At 62.4% G+C, this 17,360-nt stretch carries 13 protein-coding genes; 4 read left to right on the top strand and 9 right to left on the bottom strand.

Annotated features, from left to right (window positions below; all coding sequences use genetic code 11):
- Positions 1 to 99 precede the first annotated feature (99 nt).
- Both DPM35_RS15655 and mutS read right to left on the bottom strand, forming a co-directional pair.
- Positions 100 to 1,869, bottom strand: a complete 1,770-nt coding sequence (locus tag DPM35_RS15655; RefSeq protein WP_112128166.1) for an ATP-dependent nuclease — start codon at positions 1,867 to 1,869, stop codon at positions 100 to 102.
- A gap of 79 nt (positions 1,870 to 1,948) precedes the next feature.
- Positions 1,949 to 4,681, bottom strand: coding sequence for a DNA mismatch repair protein MutS (mutS, locus tag DPM35_RS15650; RefSeq protein WP_112128165.1), 2,733 nt, complete (start codon positions 4,679 to 4,681; stop codon positions 1,949 to 1,951).
- 160 nt (positions 4,682 to 4,841) lie between these two features.
- Between mutS and DPM35_RS15645 the strand changes: the two genes are divergently transcribed.
- Together DPM35_RS15645 and DPM35_RS15640 are read left to right on the top strand one after the other, a co-directional pair.
- On the top strand, positions 4,842 to 6,029 hold the full coding sequence (locus DPM35_RS15645; RefSeq protein ID WP_112128164.1) for a glycosyltransferase: 1,188 nt from the start codon (positions 4,842 to 4,844) through the stop codon (positions 6,027 to 6,029).
- 137 nt (positions 6,030 to 6,166) lie between these two features.
- Positions 6,167 to 8,446, top strand: a complete 2,280-nt coding sequence (locus DPM35_RS15640) for an NADP-dependent malic enzyme (protein ID WP_112128163.1) — start codon at positions 6,167 to 6,169, stop codon at positions 8,444 to 8,446.
- 91 nt (positions 8,447 to 8,537) lie between these two features.
- Here the strand turns inward: DPM35_RS15640 and DPM35_RS15635 are convergent, their stop codons facing one another.
- The 3 genes from DPM35_RS15635 to DPM35_RS15620 form a co-directional block, all read right to left on the bottom strand.
- Positions 8,538 to 9,680 (bottom strand): porin, encoded by a 1,143-nt coding sequence (locus DPM35_RS15635; protein WP_112128162.1) that lies wholly within the window; start codon positions 9,678 to 9,680, stop codon positions 8,538 to 8,540.
- A 378-nt stretch (positions 9,681 to 10,058) separates the two neighbouring features.
- Entirely contained in the window at positions 10,059 to 10,757 is a 699-nt protein-coding gene (locus DPM35_RS15625) for an antitoxin Xre/MbcA/ParS-like domain-containing protein (protein WP_181592037.1), read from the bottom strand.
- 403 nt (positions 10,758 to 11,160) lie between these two features.
- The gene (locus tag DPM35_RS15620) at positions 11,161 to 12,153 is read right to left on the bottom strand and encodes an adenosine kinase (protein ID WP_112128496.1); all 993 of its coding nucleotides are present in this window, start codon (positions 12,151 to 12,153) and stop codon (positions 11,161 to 11,163) included.
- A 295-nt stretch (positions 12,154 to 12,448) separates the two neighbouring features.
- On the opposite strand from DPM35_RS15620, the gene DPM35_RS15615 reads away from it, so the two are divergent.
- Both DPM35_RS15615 and DPM35_RS15610 read left to right on the top strand, forming a co-directional pair.
- On the top strand, positions 12,449 to 13,342 hold the full coding sequence (locus DPM35_RS15615; protein ID WP_181592036.1) for an EamA family transporter: 894 nt from the start codon (positions 12,449 to 12,451) through the stop codon (positions 13,340 to 13,342).
- 94 nt (positions 13,343 to 13,436) lie between these two features.
- On the top strand, positions 13,437 to 14,138 hold the full coding sequence (locus DPM35_RS15610) for a sulfate transporter family protein (protein ID WP_112128159.1): 702 nt from the start codon (positions 13,437 to 13,439) through the stop codon (positions 14,136 to 14,138).
- Between the two features lie 51 nt (positions 14,139 to 14,189).
- Here DPM35_RS15610 and DPM35_RS15605 read toward each other — a convergent pair whose 3' ends face one another.
- From DPM35_RS15605 to dut, 4 genes are all read right to left on the bottom strand, one after another.
- On the bottom strand, positions 14,190 to 14,996 hold the full coding sequence (locus tag DPM35_RS15605; RefSeq protein ID WP_112128158.1) for an isocitrate lyase/PEP mutase family protein: 807 nt from the start codon (positions 14,994 to 14,996) through the stop codon (positions 14,190 to 14,192).
- Positions 14,997 to 15,075: 79 nt separating this feature from the next.
- Complete coding sequence (locus DPM35_RS15600; protein ID WP_245431550.1) at positions 15,076 to 15,783, bottom strand: hypothetical protein; 708 nt, start codon at positions 15,781 to 15,783, stop codon at positions 15,076 to 15,078.
- A 208-nt stretch (positions 15,784 to 15,991) separates the two neighbouring features.
- Positions 15,992 to 16,651, bottom strand: coding sequence for an HAD family hydrolase (locus DPM35_RS15595; RefSeq protein WP_112128156.1), 660 nt, complete (start codon positions 16,649 to 16,651; stop codon positions 15,992 to 15,994).
- A complete protein-coding gene (dut, locus tag DPM35_RS15590; protein WP_112128155.1) occupies positions 16,651 to 17,136 on the bottom strand; it encodes a dUTP diphosphatase in 486 nt (161 codons plus the stop codon). Before dut ends, DPM35_RS15595 begins: the two co-directional genes overlap by 1 nt.
- Between the last annotated feature and the right edge of the window lie 224 nt (positions 17,137 to 17,360).

The following is a 17,360-nucleotide window of genomic DNA, read 5'->3' as shown; positions in this document are numbered from 1 at the left end:
AACGGTACAATAAGTCAAGCAACACAGTCGCTATTGATTGGTGCCAGACCCCTCAGCCGGCAGGGCGCTTCCAGCGCCTCGCACTGCGTCACGACATCGCTAGGTATTTGCTCTTCGTATCATAGAAATCAATTCGTCGACTCGCTTCCTCAAGTCCAGGATATCGAAATTCGCCGGTTTCTCGCAAACCAGTTTGGCGACTTTAACCTTGTCCACTTTCTCCACGATTGAAGAAGGGCGACCGACTGCAACAAAATTGCGGTGGCTCCTTCTGCTCGGAGACAGGCGGTGGAAGAAAAGAGCGTGATCGAATGGCCCCCCGGCCGCTGGGCGCCCATACACTTGTGGATAAATATTTTTAACGGCCTCCTGGAGCTCCAAGTGGTCAATGTAATTCTCTATTTCGCGGCCCTTTGTAACCCAGCAAATGGCGGGGCCAGCGTCTAACTCTTTTTTGAGACGCTTTTTGGTCTCGTTAATGGTGGCTTGCCGGTTAGATTTGTCACTGTCAATTACCACAGCTAAATGCTGATTTAGCGAACGAAGTGCTATAAATTCGTCGATATCTTCCGAGCCGGCACTTAGATGACTAAGTAATCGGCCGCCGTAAAACATAATGGAGTAGTGAATTCCCTCAATAAATCTGGGTTCTCTTGCCGATATCCAGTGACGCACATATACCCGGTCAGACGGACCCTCAACCCAAATAACTGCGTTAGACTGGACAATATCCGACGCTTTATATCCGAGGTCAACACAGATATTATGGCGCTCGTTTCGAAGGATCGACTCGCGAACGCTCGTCTGATCGCCGTCGTTTGATACATGAAATATGGCTGCGCCAGGAGTGTCTATGAAACTGGCAGAGTGCGTGGCAATAAAATACTGATTACTGGTAAATTCCTTTAAGTAAGAGATTAGCTTTCTCTGCAAAACAGGGTGAAGGTGTATCTCGGGTTCCTCAATACAAACAATTTGGTTTTCAGTGATCGTGCAAAAGGCCGCAATCATTATAACTTCGTGGATACCCATGCCAAGCGATGAGATCGGCAGTACTTTGCCGTCCATATGAACAAGTATGTGCTCGCGGTTGTGGGGTATCTCGATTGTTGCATTCTGCTTTCCAGTAACATTTTGCAAGAATGAGTTAACTCTGTCGAAAAGAACTCGTTCGTGCCTCATATCGTGGTCGGGGCTTTGTATCTCCGCTAGCCTATCAATCAATCCAACGCCGCTGAAGTCATCAAACTTTGACCCACTCTTTCCAATTTGCCGTAGCGCCGGGATCAGCTTCACAGCTGGCAAGGAAACATTTTGGGCGCGAATCAAAGTCCTTAGTGATTCCGGAATCCAATGTTGCTCAAGCCCTCCTCGGCCTTGATCTGTGAGATAGTTCCAAAACTGAGCCCATTTTTCGCTGTTCGCCACCGCCAACCATTCACGAGTATCGGGTTTAAAATCCAAACCCCAAGGCTCGTTTGGATTGTCTTGTCGACGCAACCATACAAAATTATTGGTCGATAATTTAGAAGCGATCGCGTCGATGATCGACTTGGAATTTTCTCTCTTATACGCATCTTTTATCGCTTGGAGTGCAGAGGCGACGAAATCGTCCTTTTGCACGCCGATGGATACCGAGAGCTCGCCCGTCGTTTTTCCCCGGTGTTGCTCTAGTGGTGTTTGCGCCCGCATTTTGCGCCCGGACGTGTCAAAAGGCATGTAGTCCGATATGAAATTCAGTACGGTTGATTTTCCTGAGTTATTAGCGCCGATGAAGAAGTTAAAGTCCTTAAAAGGACCCATCCTTTGAATGTCCTTGCCGATTCCACGGTAAAATTGAAGGCTGAGGCCTTTCAAAAAAATCGACATCTAAGGTGCTCGCAGAACGAATCGTAACCGTGAGTATCACTCTGAAATAAGTATAACACGCTAGGATTATTCTTTTGCGCTAAGTGCTCGCCAAATTCTTTAGCAGATAGAGCGCCTCCAGCGCCTCCCTTGGCGTCATCTCGTCGGGATTGATTGCGCCGAGCGCCTCGCCCAGCGCATCGCTTTTCGCCGGTTTCGGGGCTTCGCGTTTCACCGCCACTGAAAACAGCGGCAGGTCGTCGACCAGCCGGTTGGTCTTGCCCGAAACCTCGCCCTCTTCCAACTGATGCAGGACTTCCTTGGCGCGGGCGACGACCGCCTCGGGCAGGCCAGCCAGCCGCGCCACCTGCACGCCGTAGGAGCGGTCGGCGGCACCTTTGCCGACCTCGTGCAGGAAGACGACATCGCCTTCCCATTCCTTGACCCGCATGGTGACGTTATGGAGCCGGGGGAGCTTGCCCGTCAGCGCGGTCATTTCGTGGAAATGCGTGGCGAAAATCGCGCGGCACCGATTCTTTTCGTGCAGATATTCGACCGCCGCCCAGGCGATCGACAACCCGTCGAAAGTCGCTGTGCCGCGGCCGATCTCGTCCAGGATCACCAGCGCCCGCTCGCCCGCCTGGTTGAGGATCGCCGCCGTCTCGACCATCTCGACCATGAAGGTCGAGCGGCCGCGCGCCAGGTCGTCCGAGGCGCCGACACGCGAGAACAGCCGGTCGACGACGCCAATATGGGCGCTTTGCGCCGGCACGAAGGAGCCGGTCTGGGCAAGGATGGCGATCAGTGCGTTTTGCCTGAGGAATGTCGATTTACCGCCCATATTGGGACCGGTGAGCAGCCAGATCGCGCCGGCCTTGGCGCCGCCCTCGGGCGAGAGGTCGCAATCATTGGCGACGAACGGTCCTTCGCCGGAGCGCCTGAGCGCCTGTTCGACCACCGGGTGGCGCCCGCCGGTAATTTCGAAGGCGAGGCCGGAATCGACCAGCGGCCGGCACCATCCCTCGCTTTCGGACAAGAGCGCCAACGCCGCCGACACGTCCAGAGTGGCAAGCGCTTCCGCCCCGGCGCGGATCCGTTCGGCCTCGCCCACCACTTCCGCCGTCAGCCGGTCGAAGGCGGCGAGCTCGATGCTCAGCGCCCGGTCGGCGGCGTTGGCGATCTTCGATTCCAGCTCCGCCAGCTCGGTCGTGGTGAAGCGCATGGCGTTGGCCATGGTCTGGCGATGGATGAAGCGCGCCTTGGCGGCGTCGCTGCCGGTCATGATCGAATGGTGGTTGGCGGTCACTTCGATGTAATAGCCGAGCACATTGTTGTGCCGGATCTTCAGCGAGCGGATGCCGGTCTCCTCGATCAGCGAGCGCTCCAGCCCGGCGATTACTTTGCGCGATTCGTCGCGCAGCGCCCGCATCTCGTCGAGCTCGGCGTGATAGCCGGTGCGCACAAAGCTGCCGTCGCGCTTGATCAGCGGCAGTTCGTCGTCGAGCGCTTCGCTGAGGTGGCGGGCGAGCGCCTCGGGCAGGGCTCTGATCGCAGCCAGCGCCGCGGCGAGCTCGGCGGGAAGGGCGACCGCGGCGAACAATTCGGCGATCGCGCCCGCCGCTTCGAAGCCGGCGCGCAGCGCGCCCAGATCGCGCGGGCCGCCGCGGTTGAGCGCCAGCCGCGACAGCGCCCTCGGCATATCGGCGACGCTTTTCAGGCTGGCCCGCAAGCCTTGGCAAAGCCGCGTCTCGGAGCGGAAGAACGAGACCGAATCCAGTCGTGCCCCGATCGCCCCCGGGTCGGTCAGCGGCGCCATCAGCCGGTCGGCGAGCAGTCGCGCCCCGCCGCCGGTCACGGTGCGGTCGATCGCCTTGAACAGCGAGCCGTCCCGGCTGCCGGAGAGCGTGCGCAGCAGTTCGAGATTGGCGCGCGTCGCCGGGTCGATGAACAGCGTCGAGCCCTGCTCCTCGCGCTCGGGGCGGGACAAAGGCGGGCGTTCCGCCTTCTGCGTCTTTTCGACATAAGCGATGGCGCCCGAGATCGCCGACAGTTCGGAGCGCGAGAAGGTGCCGAAACTGTCTGGTGTCGCGACCTCGAAGAAGCGCGCGATGCGGCTTGTGGCGGAAGCCGAGTCGAACAGCGAAGGCGGCTGAGGGTTGGCGACCCGGCCGAGCACATCGAAGACCGGCCTGAGCTCCGGATCGTGGAAAACCGGTTCGGCGACGATCAATTCGCGCGGGTCGACGCGGGAGATGTCGGCAAGCAGCCGCTCGGCGCTCGTCTCGGCAACGCGGAAGGCGCCGGTCGAAATGTCGATCCAGGCCAGGGCAAACCCGGCCTGGCTGGCCGCGCCGCCCTTCACGCGGCCGAGCGCCATCAGGAAACTTGATTCCGAGGGCGCAAGCAGCTTGTCCTCGGTGATGGTGCCGGGCGTGACCAGCCGCACCACGTCGCGGCGCACCACTGATTTTGAGCCGCGTTTCTTGGCTTCGGCCGGGTCCTCGATCTGCTCGCAGACGGCGACGCGAAAACCCTGCGCGATCAGCTTTTGCAGATAGTCGTCCGCCGCATGCACCGGCACGCCGCACATCGGGATGTCGTGCCCCTGGTGCTTGCCGCGCTTGGTCAGAACGATGCCGAGGGCCTGGCTCGCCTTCTCCGCGTCGTCGAAGAACAGCTCGTAGAAATCGCCCATGCGGTAAAACAAAAGCGAGTCAGGGTTCGCCGCTTTGATCTCGATATATTGCTCCATCATCGGCGTGACGCCGCCGGTGGCGGGCGCAGGCGTCGTCGTCTCCTGGGCGTCGTTGTCTGTCGGCATGTGCATGTTCATGCCCGGACGCTAGCAGAAGTGGCAGCCCGGTTTAATGCCGGCGGCGCGAAAAGCAGGGGAAGACCGGCGGCGGCCGTCATCAGCAGGACAGGGTGCGGAAGGCATGTTGCCTCATGCCGTCGGCCGACATATGGATCGCCGGTAGGAGAAGGGCGGGGCGATGAAGAAGGACGGGCACGAGACGTTCGAGGAAATGGTCGGCCCCGCCGGCTCGCCGCTCGGCCGTGTTCGGCTTCTTGCCACCAACCGGGCCAACCGTACCAGAACCAAAATCAAGGCGTGGACGCGGATACGGTTGCCCTTCATCCTTCCGGCGCGCGGGCCGCTTTCAGGCCTCGATGGCAGCATCGACATGCCTCTCCACATTTTCAGTCGCGATCCGTTGATCCTCTATGTACCTGTCGGCGGCAGGCGCCCGCTCTACGCGCTCGCCGCCTTCTGCCGACCCCTTGCGCCACGGCGCGCTACCTTCCTCCTGATGCCGAACTGGACGCTGGAACGGCCTGCCGTCATTGAGCAGATGCGTAAGGATCTCGCCTGGTTCGCCAGAGTTTGCCCCAAACACGAGCTGATCTTCCTCTGCAACACAGAAGAGGAGCGACGCCTGATTACAGGCGTTGGCGGCAAAGCGATCTTCTCCAACCACAATCTGATGATTTCGGAAGGCGTCTTCCGGCCGCTGCCGAACGTGCCGGTCGAGTACGATGCCGTTTACAACGGCCGCATCTCGCACACCAAGCGGCACTATCTCGCTTTCGAGATCGAAAGACTGGTCCATGTGACGTCCTCGATCGGCGAATTGCCGCCGGCCGGCGACCGCGCCTTCATCCGCCGCCTGCAGGCGCAATCGCCGCTTCACAGCATCGCCAATCCGCTCGTTGATGGCCTGCCCGGCAGGTTGACCTCCGCCGAGGTCAACCATGTCTACAACCAGGCTGCGGTCGGCCTGTGCCTGTCCGCCGTCGAAGGGGCGATGTATTCCAGCATGGAGTATCTGCTGGCTGGCTTACCGATCGTCTCGACACCGAGCATCGGCGGCCGCGACGTCTATTTCGATCCGGACTATTGCATGATCGTCGAGCCGGAGCCGGCCGCGATCCGCCGCGCGGTCGAGCGGCTTCGCGACCGCGCCATACCGCGGGAGGAGATCCGCGGCCGCACGCTTGAAAGGGTAAAGGCGGAACGGTTGGAACTGATGGCATATCTCTCGGCGCTTAAGCAACGCCTGGGAAGCGATGATCCGCCCTTCTCCGAATGGCCGTTCGCCGGCACCTCTGGGCTGACACGCTGGGCCCCGGTGCGCGAGCACCTGCGAGACATTGCCGCGATCTCATCGGGCAAGATTTGACTGTCGCCGGCAGCACCTACGGACACTGTCACTTGACCGCTTGGCGGTTTACAGCGGCGGAGTATGGGCTTAAGCGATAATTCAAAAGAATGCGCTCGCCTCAAGAGCGCGAATTGGTGAGGAAAACGTCAGGCATCATGGCTAGGAAAACCGAAAGCAGCGGCCCCTCCGTCAGTCCCGAGGAGGCGCTGGAATTCCACGCCATGGGGCGGCCCGGCAAGCTGGAGATCGTCGCCACCAAGCCGATGGCGACGCAACGCGATCTGAGCCTCGCCTATTCGCCGGGCGTCGCCGTCCCTGTGCGCGCCATCGCCGAGGACCCGAGCCGCGCCTTCGACTATACGACGCGCGGCAACATGGTCGCGGTCATCTCCAACGGCACCGCCATCCTAGGTCTCGGCAATCTCGGCGCGCTGGCCTCCAAGCCGGTGATGGAAGGCAAGTCCGTGCTGTTCAAGCGCTTCGCCGATGTCGATTCGATCGACCTCGAAGTGGCGACGGAGGACGCCGACGAGTTCGTCAATTGCGTGCGCTTCCTCGGCCCGTCCTTCGGCGGCATCAATCTCGAGGACATCAAGGCGCCGGAGTGCTTCATCATCGAGCAGCGGCTGCGCGAATTGATGGACATTCCCGTCTTCCATGACGACCAGCACGGCACGGCGATCATCTCGGCCGCCGGGCTGATCAACGCGCTGGAGATCACCGGCCGCGACATGAAGACCACGAAGATGGTCTGCAACGGCGCGGGCGCGGCCGGCATCGCCTGTATCGAACTGATGAAGGCGATGGGCTTTTCGCCGGAAAACATCATCCTGTGCGACACCAAGGGCGTGGTCTTCCAAGGCCGCACCGAAGGCATGAATCAGTGGAAGTCTGCGCATGCGGTCAAGACCGAGGCGCGCAGCCTCGCCGAGGCGCTTGACGGCGCCGACGTCTTCCTCGGCCTTTCCGCCAAGGGCACGCTGACGCCTGCCATGGTGCAGTCGATGGCGAAGAACCCGATCATCTTCGCCATGGCCAATCCCGACCCCGAGATCACGCCCGAGGAAGTCGGCGAAATTCGCACCGACGCCATCATGGCGACCGGCCGCTCGGACTACCCCAATCAGGTCAACAATGTGCTGGGCTTCCCCTACATCTTCCGCGGCGCGCTGGATGTCCGGGCCACCACCATCAATGACGAGATGAAGATCGCGGCGGCACGCGCGCTGGCCGAGCTGGCGCGCCAGGACGTGCCGGACGATGTCGCCGCCGCCTATCAGGGCAACCGGCCGAAATTCGGCCCCAACTACATCATCCCCGTGCCGTTCGACCCACGCCTGATCTCGGCGATCCCGCTGGCCGTGGCGAAGGCGGCGATGGAGTCCGGCGTCGCCCGCAAGCCGATCCTCGACCTCGACCGGTACGCGCAGGAGCTGTCGGCCCGCCGCGACCCGATCGCCTCGACCCTGCAGCGCATCTACGACCGCGTGCGCCGCCAGCCCAAGCGCATCGTCTTCGCCGAAGGCGAGGAGGAGCAGGTGATGCGCGCCGCGGTCTCCTATGTGAACCAGAAGCTCGGCACGGCGATCCTGCTCGGTCGTGACGACATCATCAAGGACAACGCCCGCAATGCCGGCATCGATCTCAACAAGCCGGGCCTCGAAATCATCAACGCCAGGCTGTCGCGCCGCAACGGCATCTACACCGATTATCTCTACGAGCGCATGCAGCGGAAAGGCTTCCTGTTCCGCGATTGCCAGCGGCTGATCAACAACGACCGCAACCATTTCGCCGCCTGCATGGTGGCGCTGGGCGATGCCGACGGTATCGTCACCGGCGTCACCCGCAACTATTCCACCGCGCTCGACGATGTACGCCGCATCATCGACGCCAAGCCAGGCCACCGCGTCATCGGCGTGTCGATCGTGCTCGCGCGGGGTCGCACCGTGCTTGTCGCCGACACCGCCGTGCACGACATGCCGAATGCCGAGCAGATCGCCGACATCGCGGAGGAGGCCGCGGGTTTTGCCCGCCGCATGGGCTACGAGCCGAGGATTGCCATGCTCGCCTACTCCACCTTCGGCCATCCGCAGGGCGAGCGTTCCGAGCGCGTGCAGGAGGCGGTGCGTATCCTCGACAAGCGCCGCGTCGATTTCGAGTATGACGGCGAGATGGCGGCCGACGTGGCGCTGAACCCGCGCGCCATGGCGCAATATCCGTTCATCCGCCTGACCGGTCCGGCCAATGTGCTGATCATGCCGGCATTCCACTCGGCCTCGATTTCGACCAAGATGCTGCAGGAGCTCGGCGGCTCGACCGTCATCGGCCCGCTGCTGGTGGGCTTGAACAAGCCAGTGCAGATCGTGTCGTTGAACGCCAAGGACAGCGATATCGTCAACATGGCGGCGATCGCGGCCTATACGGCGGGGAATTGAACCGGTAGCAGTTCGACCGTTTCTTTGCTTGAGCCAAAGCAAAAGGCCCGCGGCAGCGCCGCGGGCCTTTCTGTTTGATCCCGAGGATCGATCAGAAGTTGCGCTGGAAGCGGACGATACCGCCGATGCTGTCTTTCTTGTCAGCCTTGGTGAAGTTACCGTAGATGGTCTTTTCGCCGAAGCGGCCGAAGTGATCCCAGTCGACTTCGGTCGTGATCGTGAAGCCCGGGACGATGGTGTAGGCGACGTTCGCGGCGAGGGCGATGTTCTTGTCGTCGTCAGCTGAAGCCTGGACGTTGAACGCCGTCTTCTCGTTGAACTTGTAGGTGCCGCCACCCCACACAGCCCAGTTCCCGCCCCACGGCTTGTACTGAGTACGGCCGCTCGGGGCAAAGTCGTCGCTGTTGTGGGTGGTGCCGTAGCCGCCCATGACGAACAGGGTCAGTTCCTTGCTGACGTTGACGTCCAGGCGAACCTTGCCGGTCACTTCCTCGTAGTTGCTGTCATAAGCGACGACGCCGGTGATGGCACCCCAGTCGCCCTTGTACTTCAGGCCGCCGACGACATGCGGAACATAGCTGTCGATCGTGTTGACGCCGGTGCCTTCTTCGAGCGAGACGACGCCGGTGATGCCGTTGCCTGCGTCGAAATTATACTGAACGACGTTGGTGTCCTTGATGCCATACGGGATGATGGTGTCCTGGATGACCGCGCCGGCGTAGCCGATGAACTGGTCATAGGCCGTTTCATCCTTACCGACGCGCAAGCCGCCGAGCTGGATCCAGGCGAAGTTGAGGGTGACGCCTTTGTTGATGGCCTGCCAGTCAGAGCCGCTAATTTCATAGTCGCCGGACTTGTTGCCGAACTGGAAGCGGGTCTCGGTGAAGGTCTTCAACGTGCCGAGCTCGGTTTCCTGGCCGGTATAGGTGCGCAGTGTGAAGCGCATGTTCTTGTAGTAGGTGTCGTGGCTGTCACCGTCCATGTGGTCCGGGACGTTGTTGACGCCATCCAGCGTGCCGGAATCGCCGACGCCCATGTCGTAGCGCAGGTAGCCACCGATGCGCAGGCAGGTCTCGGTGCCGGGGATGTAGAAGTAGCCGGCGCCGTAGACGTCGCAGATCTTCACGTATTCGGCCGGTTCCGGCTCGGCTACGGTGACCGCGTCGGCGGCGCGGGCGCCCGAAACTGCGATCAGGGCCGCAGCTGAGCCGAGAAGAAGGCTCTTGATGTTCATTTTCTTGAATCTCCAGTCAAAGGTTCAAGACAGGCCTGACATGCCGTTCGGCTTTGCCACCCCCGTCCCCATCGTGAAAAAGTACGCGCACCGGCGCCGCTTCTTCGCCTTGGACATGACCCAAATGGTGGCTGCGCACAACAGAGATTGTGTCTGGAAAGCGGCTTTTTGCATCTTATGAAAGTCTTGTTGCCCAAATATCACGTCACATATCTGCAAAAAATGGGACATTCTGAACGTAGAGTACAATCGAAACGCTAGAAAACCTTCAGAATGTGCCAAATGTGCCGATTATTACAGTCTTATGACAGGTGATTTGCCGAATAAATTTCTAAAACCGCGGACAAATATGGAAAAGATCGAATCCGCGAGACAGTGTCAGCACACGGTGCCGGCGGCGCGGACCACGTCCGCGACCATGTCGTCCCTCAACATTTCGATAGGAACGCGGCCACTAAGCTCGGGCGCGGGGCGGGTCAGCCAGAACCAGGCGAGCCTCGGATTGGCGATCGCCGACAGCACGTCGCTGATCCCCAGAACCGGCCTACCGTCGACGAACTGGGCGAGTGGAAAGACATGTTTGCGGCCACCCTTGCGCAACGCGACGACCTCGCCGCGCCTCTGCCAGCGATGCAGTGTCGAGCGCGGGATGCGCAGCTTCTCTTCCAGATAGGTCGAGCCGGCGACCTCGCCGGCCCAATCCTCAAGCAGCATCGATTGAAGATCGGCCGCGCGTTCTGCGATATTCTGAAGCCTTCCCGTCTCCATCGGCACGCGCTCGGAAGCCTGGTCGGGCACCGTCGGACTTCCGCCTGCGGTTCTCTCCGGCACCGAGCGGAAGAACTCGGACACGAGCGCGGTCCAATCGCCCTTGAAAGAATCGACCGCATGGCGCTGCGCCGGCGGCAGGAAGGGAAGGGCGGCCGCCAAGCTGCCGGCGAGCGCGCTGGCTGAAACCAGGGCCTGTGCGTCCAGCAGGACACCTTGCTGCATCAATGTCTGCTGCACGGCCTCGGTCACGATGCCTGCCAAGGTCTCTTGCGAAATCCCCTCGGGCGGGGTCTGAAGTCTGGTCATGCGTTCGTCTTGTGGCCCGCGCTCCTCCCCCGGGCGCCGGCGGTTGCTGAAATTCTATCGCGGAAAGCACGGATTGCGGCGGCAACGGACGCCGCGGCCCGGCAGGTTGCTGGCTTGCATCTTCACACCCCTGGTTTGGCATGCCGAAATGTCAGTCGCGGAACGCCCTATCTTTGCGTGTAGGAGCGCTGTGTGACAGGGGCGCGACAGCCGGCGTTCTTCCTTCTCCCTGTGGGGTCGGAAGGATGGGCGAGGCCAGTGACTCGCCCCAGGCGGTGACTCGGCGTGCAGCGCCGAAACGGGGACTCCAGCTTGGTGCTTACCCCTCACCCGGATTGCCATCCGATTTGTAAGGACAAATCGGGCAATCCGACCTCTCCCACAAGGATGAGAGGTAAGAGACCTAAAGCAGTCCGGCTTGCTCGGCCTCGCGGCGCAGATTCTGGCGCGGGCGCGGGCCGATCTGCTGGATCACCAAACCGGCCGCCAGCGAGCCGAGGTCGCCGCACTCCTTGAGGCTGCGTCCGGTCGTGTAGCCGTAAAGGAAGCCGGCGGCGTAAAGATCGCCGGCGCCGGTCGTGTCGACCAGTTCCTTGATCTTCGTCGCCTGGATGGTGACGGTCTCGTCGCCACGAACGATGACCGAGCCTTTTTCGGAACGGGTGACAGCGGCTATTTTGCAATCCTTGCGGATGGCGGCGAGCGCCTCTTCGAAGGAGGCGGTCTGGTAGAGCGATTTGATCTCGTGGCTGTTGGCAAAGACGATATCGACGGTGCCTGAGCGCATCAGCTCGAGGAATTCGTCGCGGTAGCGGTCGACGCAAAAGGAATCCGACAGCGTCATCGACACCTCGCGGCCGGCCGCATGCGCCAGCTTTGCCGTTTGGCGGATGGCCTCCTTGGCGCGCGGCGGATCCCACAGATAACCCTCGAAATAGGTCACCCTGGCGCCGGACGCCTTGTCGGCCTCGACATCCTCGGGGCCAAGCTCGACGCAGGCGCCGAGATAGGTGTTCATCGAACGCTCGCCGTCTGGCGTGACGAAGATCATCGAGCGCGCCGTGGGCGGCTGGCCTGTAAGCGGCCTGGTGTCGAAGGCCACGCCCTGGGCCTGAATGTCGTGCGTATAGATCTCGCCCAGCGCATCGTTGGAAACCTTGCCGAAGAAGGCAGCCCGTCCGCCGAGACTGGCGACACCGGCCGCCGTGTTGCCGGCGCTGCCGCCTGAAGCCTCGATCGCCGGCCCCATGCGGCTGTAGAGCAGTTCGGCGCGCCTGGCGTCGATAAGGTTCATCGCGCCCTTGATGATGCCGTTGGTCTCGAGAAAAGCCTCGTCGCATTGCGCGATGATGTCGACAATGGCATTGCCGATGCAAAGCACGTCATATTCCGGCATCAAGATCTCCGCCAAGAACCCACCCGGCTATCTGGCATGCCGGCCGGGCGCGGGTCTAGCGAGTTGCCGCTGCTTTGCCTACCCCGAAAATCGCCATCGCCTTCCGCGGTACCGGCCTCGGCGCCGATTGTTCGCCGGCTGCGGCAGCGTTCGCGTCGAACTGGCCCACAACAGTCGCGACCCTGACAGCTAAGGTTTCATCTTGGTGGAAACAATTCCGCGGCAGCGCGGGCTAGAAGCCGACCGACGGCAACAGGCTGAAGGGTGCGAACCACGAATGTCCGGAAAGACCGAAATGTCCGCCGACCTTGCGCTTCTAGGCGTCCTGGCGGTGCTGTGGGGCGCTTCCTACACCTTTATCAAGATCGGCGTCGAGACGATCCCGCCTGTCACCTTCATCGCCGCCCGGACCCTGATCGCCGGGGCCATTCTGCTCACCGTCATTCGCTGGCGCGGCCTTGCCATGCCTGCCGACGCGGCAATGTGGCGTCGGTTCGCTTTCCAGGCCTGCCTCAACAGCGTCGTGCCCTTCACCCTGATCGCCGCCGCCGAGCGTTCGGTCGATGCCGGCCTCGCCACCATTCTCAACTCGACGTCGCCGATCTTCACCTTCCTGCTGACGGCGTTGATCACGCGCCATGAGCCCGTCACGGCGCGCAAGCTCGCCGGTGTCGGGGCCGGCATCGTCGGCATCTGTCTCATCATCGGCACGGAAGCGCTTGGCGGGCTTGGCCGTCAAATCTCGGCGCAGCTTGCGATCGTCATCGCGACGGTCTCCTATGCCGGCGCGGCGATCTTCGGCCGCGGCTTCAAGGGCCTCGATCCGATGATACCGGCCGCGGGCTCGATGCTTTGCGGCGCGGTGATGCTCGTGCCGCTCAGCCTGATCATCGACCGGCCATGGACGCTTGCGCCGTCGACGGCTTCGATCCTGGCCCTGCTCGGGCTGTCGGTCTTTTCGACGGCGCTGGCCTTCGTCATCTATTTTCGCCTCATCCACACGCTGGGCTCGGTCGGCACCACCTCGCAGGCCTATCTGCGCGTGCCGATCGGCGTCGGCATCGGCGCCGTCTTCCTGGGTGAAAGCCTGGGGCCGGCCGCATGGGTCGGCATGGGTTTCGTCGTCGCCGGCGTTGCGGCAATGACCATTCCCGCCAGGCGGGCAGGAGCGATCCCGGGAAAAGCGTGAACGGTCGGGCGACGATCTCGCCTTGCAGTTGCGCCGCTCTCCCTCGCCGCCTATCTCGGGGGCGTCGTTTCTCGATGAGGGGTCTGCACCCGCCGTGATCCTAGATGCTGCCCGCGCCGCCGCCAGTCGGCTGTTCTCGCCCGAATTCCGTTCCGTCTTCCTCAAGACGCTGGGGCTGACGCTGCTTGCTCTGCTGGCGCTGTGGGTCGGCCTCGAAAGCCTGCTCGAATGGCTGGCCTGGCCGTGGCTGCAGACGTTGCTGCCGGGCCTGCCATCCTGGGCCGGGTGGCTCAGCGCCATCATTGCCGGCATCGTGCTGGCGGTGGGGATGGCTTTGCTCATCGCCCCGGTCACGGCGATCGTCGCCGGTCTGTTCCTCGACGATGTCGCCGAGGTGGTCGAGCGTACCGACTATCCCAACGATCCGCCCGGCCGTGCCGTGCCGGCGCTGCATTCGCTTGTGCTGGCCATCAAATTCTTCGGCGTGGTGGTCCTCGGCAACATCGTGGCGCTGCTCTTGCTTCTGGTCCCGGGCATCAACATCGCCGCCTTCTTCATCGTCAACGGCTATCTGCTCGGCCGCGAATTCTTCGAATTCGCGGCCATGCGTTTTCGCCCAGAAGCCGAGGCCAAGGCGCTGCGCCGCGAAAATACCGGGACCGTGTTCCTGGCCGGGCTGGTCATCGCCCTGTTCCTCGCCGTGCCGCTGCTCAACCTGCTGACGCCGCTCTTCGCGGCGGCCATGATGGTGCATCTGCACAAGGCGGTTTCGGCGCGGGAGGCGGTTCGCCCCTAGAGCGTTTCACCGCCTCTCTGTTTTGTCGCGGTTTCCAGGTGGGAAATTGCTCTAGTCGGCGCCGTCGCCGCCGAACAGCGCCTGCAGCTTGCCGAACGGCATCGCCGCCCGGGTGAAGCCGAAAGTGCCGTCCTGCTGGATTTCGCGCGCCGCCGTTTCCAGCATGCCATAGGCGAAATTGGTCAACCACGGGCCGAGCGAGATGCGTTTGACGCCGGCCATGGCGAGGTCGGCGACGGTGAAGCCCGGCCGGGCCATCACATTGACCGGCCGGCTCACCGACGAGCAGATCGTGCGCACCGTTTCGACGTCGCTGATGCCAGGCGCATAAAGCACGTCGGCGCCGGCCTCCTCGAAGGCCTGCAGCCGCTTGATGGTGTCGTCGAGGTCGGTCTTGCCCCAGAGGAAATTCTCGGCCCGCGCGGTGAAGACGAAATCGTGCTTGAGCGCCCTGGCCGCCTCGACGGCGGCCGCGACGCGTTCGGTCGCCAGCGAGAAATCGTAGATCGGGTTGGCGGGGTCGCCAGTGTGGTCCTCGATCGAGCAGCCGGCGAGCCCGGCGGCCTCCGCCGCGAAGACGGTTTCGGCGGCCTGCTCGGGGCTGTCTCCCTTGCCGCGTTCGAGATCGGCCGAAACCGGCAGGTCGGTCGCCGCGGTCACCTCGCGGCAATGGTGGATCATGGCCTCGAAGGTCACGGCGCCGTCCCGCAGGCCGCGCGAGAAGGCGAAGCCGGCGCTGGTGGTGGCCAGCGCCTTGAAGCCGAACGAAGCCAGAAGCTTGGTCGTGCCTACGTCCCAGGGGTTGGGCATGACGAAGGTGGAGGCATGCAGATCGCGAAAAATCTTGCCCTTATCCATGGCGAGTCCTCAATCATGAGCGGGGTCGTGCGAGGAATTTATCGCGGTCGTTCGACCCGGGCAAACGAATGCGGCTGGCTCAGAAGCGTTTGGCGTTTTCTGCTGACAATTTCTCGAATGCGTCGGAATTCCGAACGTATCGCGATCTGGTCTTGTCCCAGTGATAGGTGACGGAAATGTCGTGCGAGACTGCCTTGGGCGCCGGCCCCTCGCAGCTTTCACCGCTGGGCGTGGTGGCGTCGGTCACGGTCACCTTGATCGCCGCATAGGGTTTTTCACCGCCGCGTGTCTGGAAGGATAGGTCCTGCGTGCGTTTGTAGGCGCAGACATTCTCGTCGAATGTGTTGATCTGGTCGATCGGTTCGAAGCGATCGTTGCGGACCAGGATCAGGATCGTGCCGACATAGCCCTGGTTGGAATTGAAATGCGTGCTCATGGTGATGACGGCGTCGTCGCCAACACCGACCGCGAGTTTGCCGGGATCGCGAAAATAAGTGCTCTGGTCGGTTCCGACATTGACGGCGTCGAGCAGTTTCGGCTTGCCGGTGAGGTCGTAGAGCGCCAGCACCGCGAAACCTTCGGAGCTGTCTTGCGCCTGGCCGAGGTCGAAAAGCATCGTCAGCCGGTCCTTGCCGCCGGCCTTGATGGCCAGCACCGCCGCATTCGGCAGATCGATGGCTTCGGGCGGCGATCCGCCTTCGTTGCCGCCCAGGATGTCACGCATCTCGATCGGCGCGCCGCCCTTGTAGAAACCGTCAGCGCCTGCCTGGAGGTCAGGCACGATCATTTTGGCGAGGTCGAAATAGGTAACGTCCTGATGTCCGGGGACGGCGCTGCTCAGTTCCGGAAAGCTGACGGCCTGGGCGTGTGCGGCCGTCCAAATACAAGGCAGCAGCAGGCATGCGAGCATGAGGCGGGATAGAATGGAAATCATCGAAAACACCCCCTGGGCCGCACGCTAGCACGGAGTCCGCAAGCGCGCAGCCAGGGCACCATCAGCGGATCGGCACCAGCTTCGCCAGTTCCCGCATGTCGTCGAACAGAATGCCGCCGGCGGCTGCCAGGCCATCGCGGTCGGTGAGTGGATCGGCGTGGTAGGAGAACACCCGCATGCCGGCGGCGATGCCCGCTTGCGTTCCCGCGACGCTGTCCTCGATGACGATGCAACCGGCGGGCGGGAAGCCCATCGTCTTGGCCGCATGCAGGAACAGGTCCGGGAACGGCTTGCCGCGCCCGACCATGGTCGAGGAAAACATCGCATGCTCGAACAGCGGCAACAGGCCGGTTTGACCGAGCGTGATGTGCATCTTCGACACTCGCGCCGAGGAAGCGACGCAATAGGCGATGCCGGCGGCGCGGACGGCCTCGACGAACTCGCGCACATAGGGAATTGCCTCGACGCCGTGCGAAAAGAGATCGGGCAGGCCGGCATTCCAGCGCTCGACGAAGTCGGCGCCGAGCCGGACCGCTGTCGTCTCCTCGATCTCTTTCTGCACCGAGGCCATGCTGCGGCCGGAGAAGTTCTTGCGGCAATATTCGAAGTTCGCCGAAAAGCCGGCGGCGCTCAGCCATTCGGCGAGGCGCCGATTGGCAAGGTTTTCCGTATCGACCAAAACCCCGTCGCAGTCGAAGATGACCAGTTTTGGGACTTGCATTAGGCGGTGCCGGTGGACCCGAAACCGCCTGCGCCGCGCGTGGTACCGCCGGCCAGCGCGCGCTCCTCGATCCTAACCTGGGTCACGGCGGCAAAGACGATCTGGGCGATGCGCATGCCGCGCGTCACCGCGAAATCCTCGTCGCCGAGATTGATGAGCAGCACCTTCACCTCGCCGCGATAGTCGCTGTCGACGGTGCCGGGCGAGTTGAGGACCGTGAGGCCATGCTTGAAGGCAAGGCCCGAGCGCGGCCGCACCTGGCCTTCCATGCCTTCCGGGATTTCCAGGACAAGCCCGGTCGGCACCAGCGCGCGTTTCCCCGGCAGGATAAGCAGCGGCCGGTCTTCCGGCACCGCGGCCCGCAAATCCATGCCGGCCGCGCCGGTGCTCTCATAGGCCGGCAGAGGCAAGCCCTCGCCATGCGGGAGCCTGACGAAACCGACGGTGGGGCCGATAACGGACGAAGGGTGGACAGCCGTGCGCATGAGCCCATTCCTATCGGAGCGAATGCCGATTCGGTCAACTCGACCGTGACGCTATCCAAGGCTTTCTTTGAGGCGTCACGATGACTTCGCTTTCCAGCGAGGACGTGTGGACAAGGTTGTTGCGCTGGTGGAATGCTCACTTGGCGATTGGCGAGAACACCCATCACGTCGTCATCCGCGCAGCGGAGCGCAGACCGAGGATGACGAAGTTGAGAGGCCTTGAC

It is taken from the genome of Mesorhizobium atlanticum (genome assembly GCF_003289965.1).
Classification (GTDB): Bacteria; Pseudomonadota; Alphaproteobacteria; order Rhizobiales; family Rhizobiaceae; genus Mesorhizobium; species Mesorhizobium atlanticum.
Note: the sequence above shows the minus strand (reverse complement) of the source record. Positions and strands in the feature narration are given on the sequence as shown.

Excerpts from the sequence above, each read along its gene's own strand:
- DPM35_RS15655 (WP_112128166.1), bottom strand. The coding sequence starts at position 1,869 with ATGTCGATTTTTTTGAAAGGCCTCAGCCTTCAATTTTACCGTGGAATC.
- mutS (WP_112128165.1), bottom strand. The coding sequence starts at position 4,681 with ATGAACATGCACATGCCGACAGACAACGACGCCCAGGAGACGACGACG.
- DPM35_RS15645 (WP_112128164.1), top strand. The coding sequence starts at position 4,842 with ATGAAGAAGGACGGGCACGAGACGTTCGAGGAAATGGTCGGCCCCGCC.
- DPM35_RS15640 (WP_112128163.1), top strand. The coding sequence starts at position 6,167 with ATGGCTAGGAAAACCGAAAGCAGCGGCCCCTCCGTCAGTCCCGAGGAG.
- DPM35_RS15635 (WP_112128162.1), bottom strand. The coding sequence starts at position 9,680 with ATGAACATCAAGAGCCTTCTTCTCGGCTCAGCTGCGGCCCTGATCGCA.
- DPM35_RS15625 (WP_181592037.1), bottom strand. The coding sequence starts at position 10,757 with ATGACCAGACTTCAGACCCCGCCCGAGGGGATTTCGCAAGAGACCTTG.
- DPM35_RS15620 (WP_112128496.1), bottom strand. The coding sequence starts at position 12,153 with ATGCCGGAATATGACGTGCTTTGCATCGGCAATGCCATTGTCGACATC.
- DPM35_RS15615 (WP_181592036.1), top strand. The coding sequence starts at position 12,449 with ATGTCCGCCGACCTTGCGCTTCTAGGCGTCCTGGCGGTGCTGTGGGGC.
- DPM35_RS15605 (WP_112128158.1), bottom strand. The coding sequence starts at position 14,996 with ATGGATAAGGGCAAGATTTTTCGCGATCTGCATGCCTCCACCTTCGTC.
- DPM35_RS15600 (WP_245431550.1), bottom strand. The coding sequence starts at position 15,783 with ATGATCGTGCCTGACCTCCAGGCAGGCGCTGACGGTTTCTACAAGGGC.
- DPM35_RS15595 (WP_112128156.1), bottom strand. The coding sequence starts at position 16,651 with ATGCAAGTCCCAAAACTGGTCATCTTCGACTGCGACGGGGTTTTGGTC.
- dut (WP_112128155.1), bottom strand. The coding sequence starts at position 17,136 with ATGCGCACGGCTGTCCACCCTTCGTCCGTTATCGGCCCCACCGTCGGT.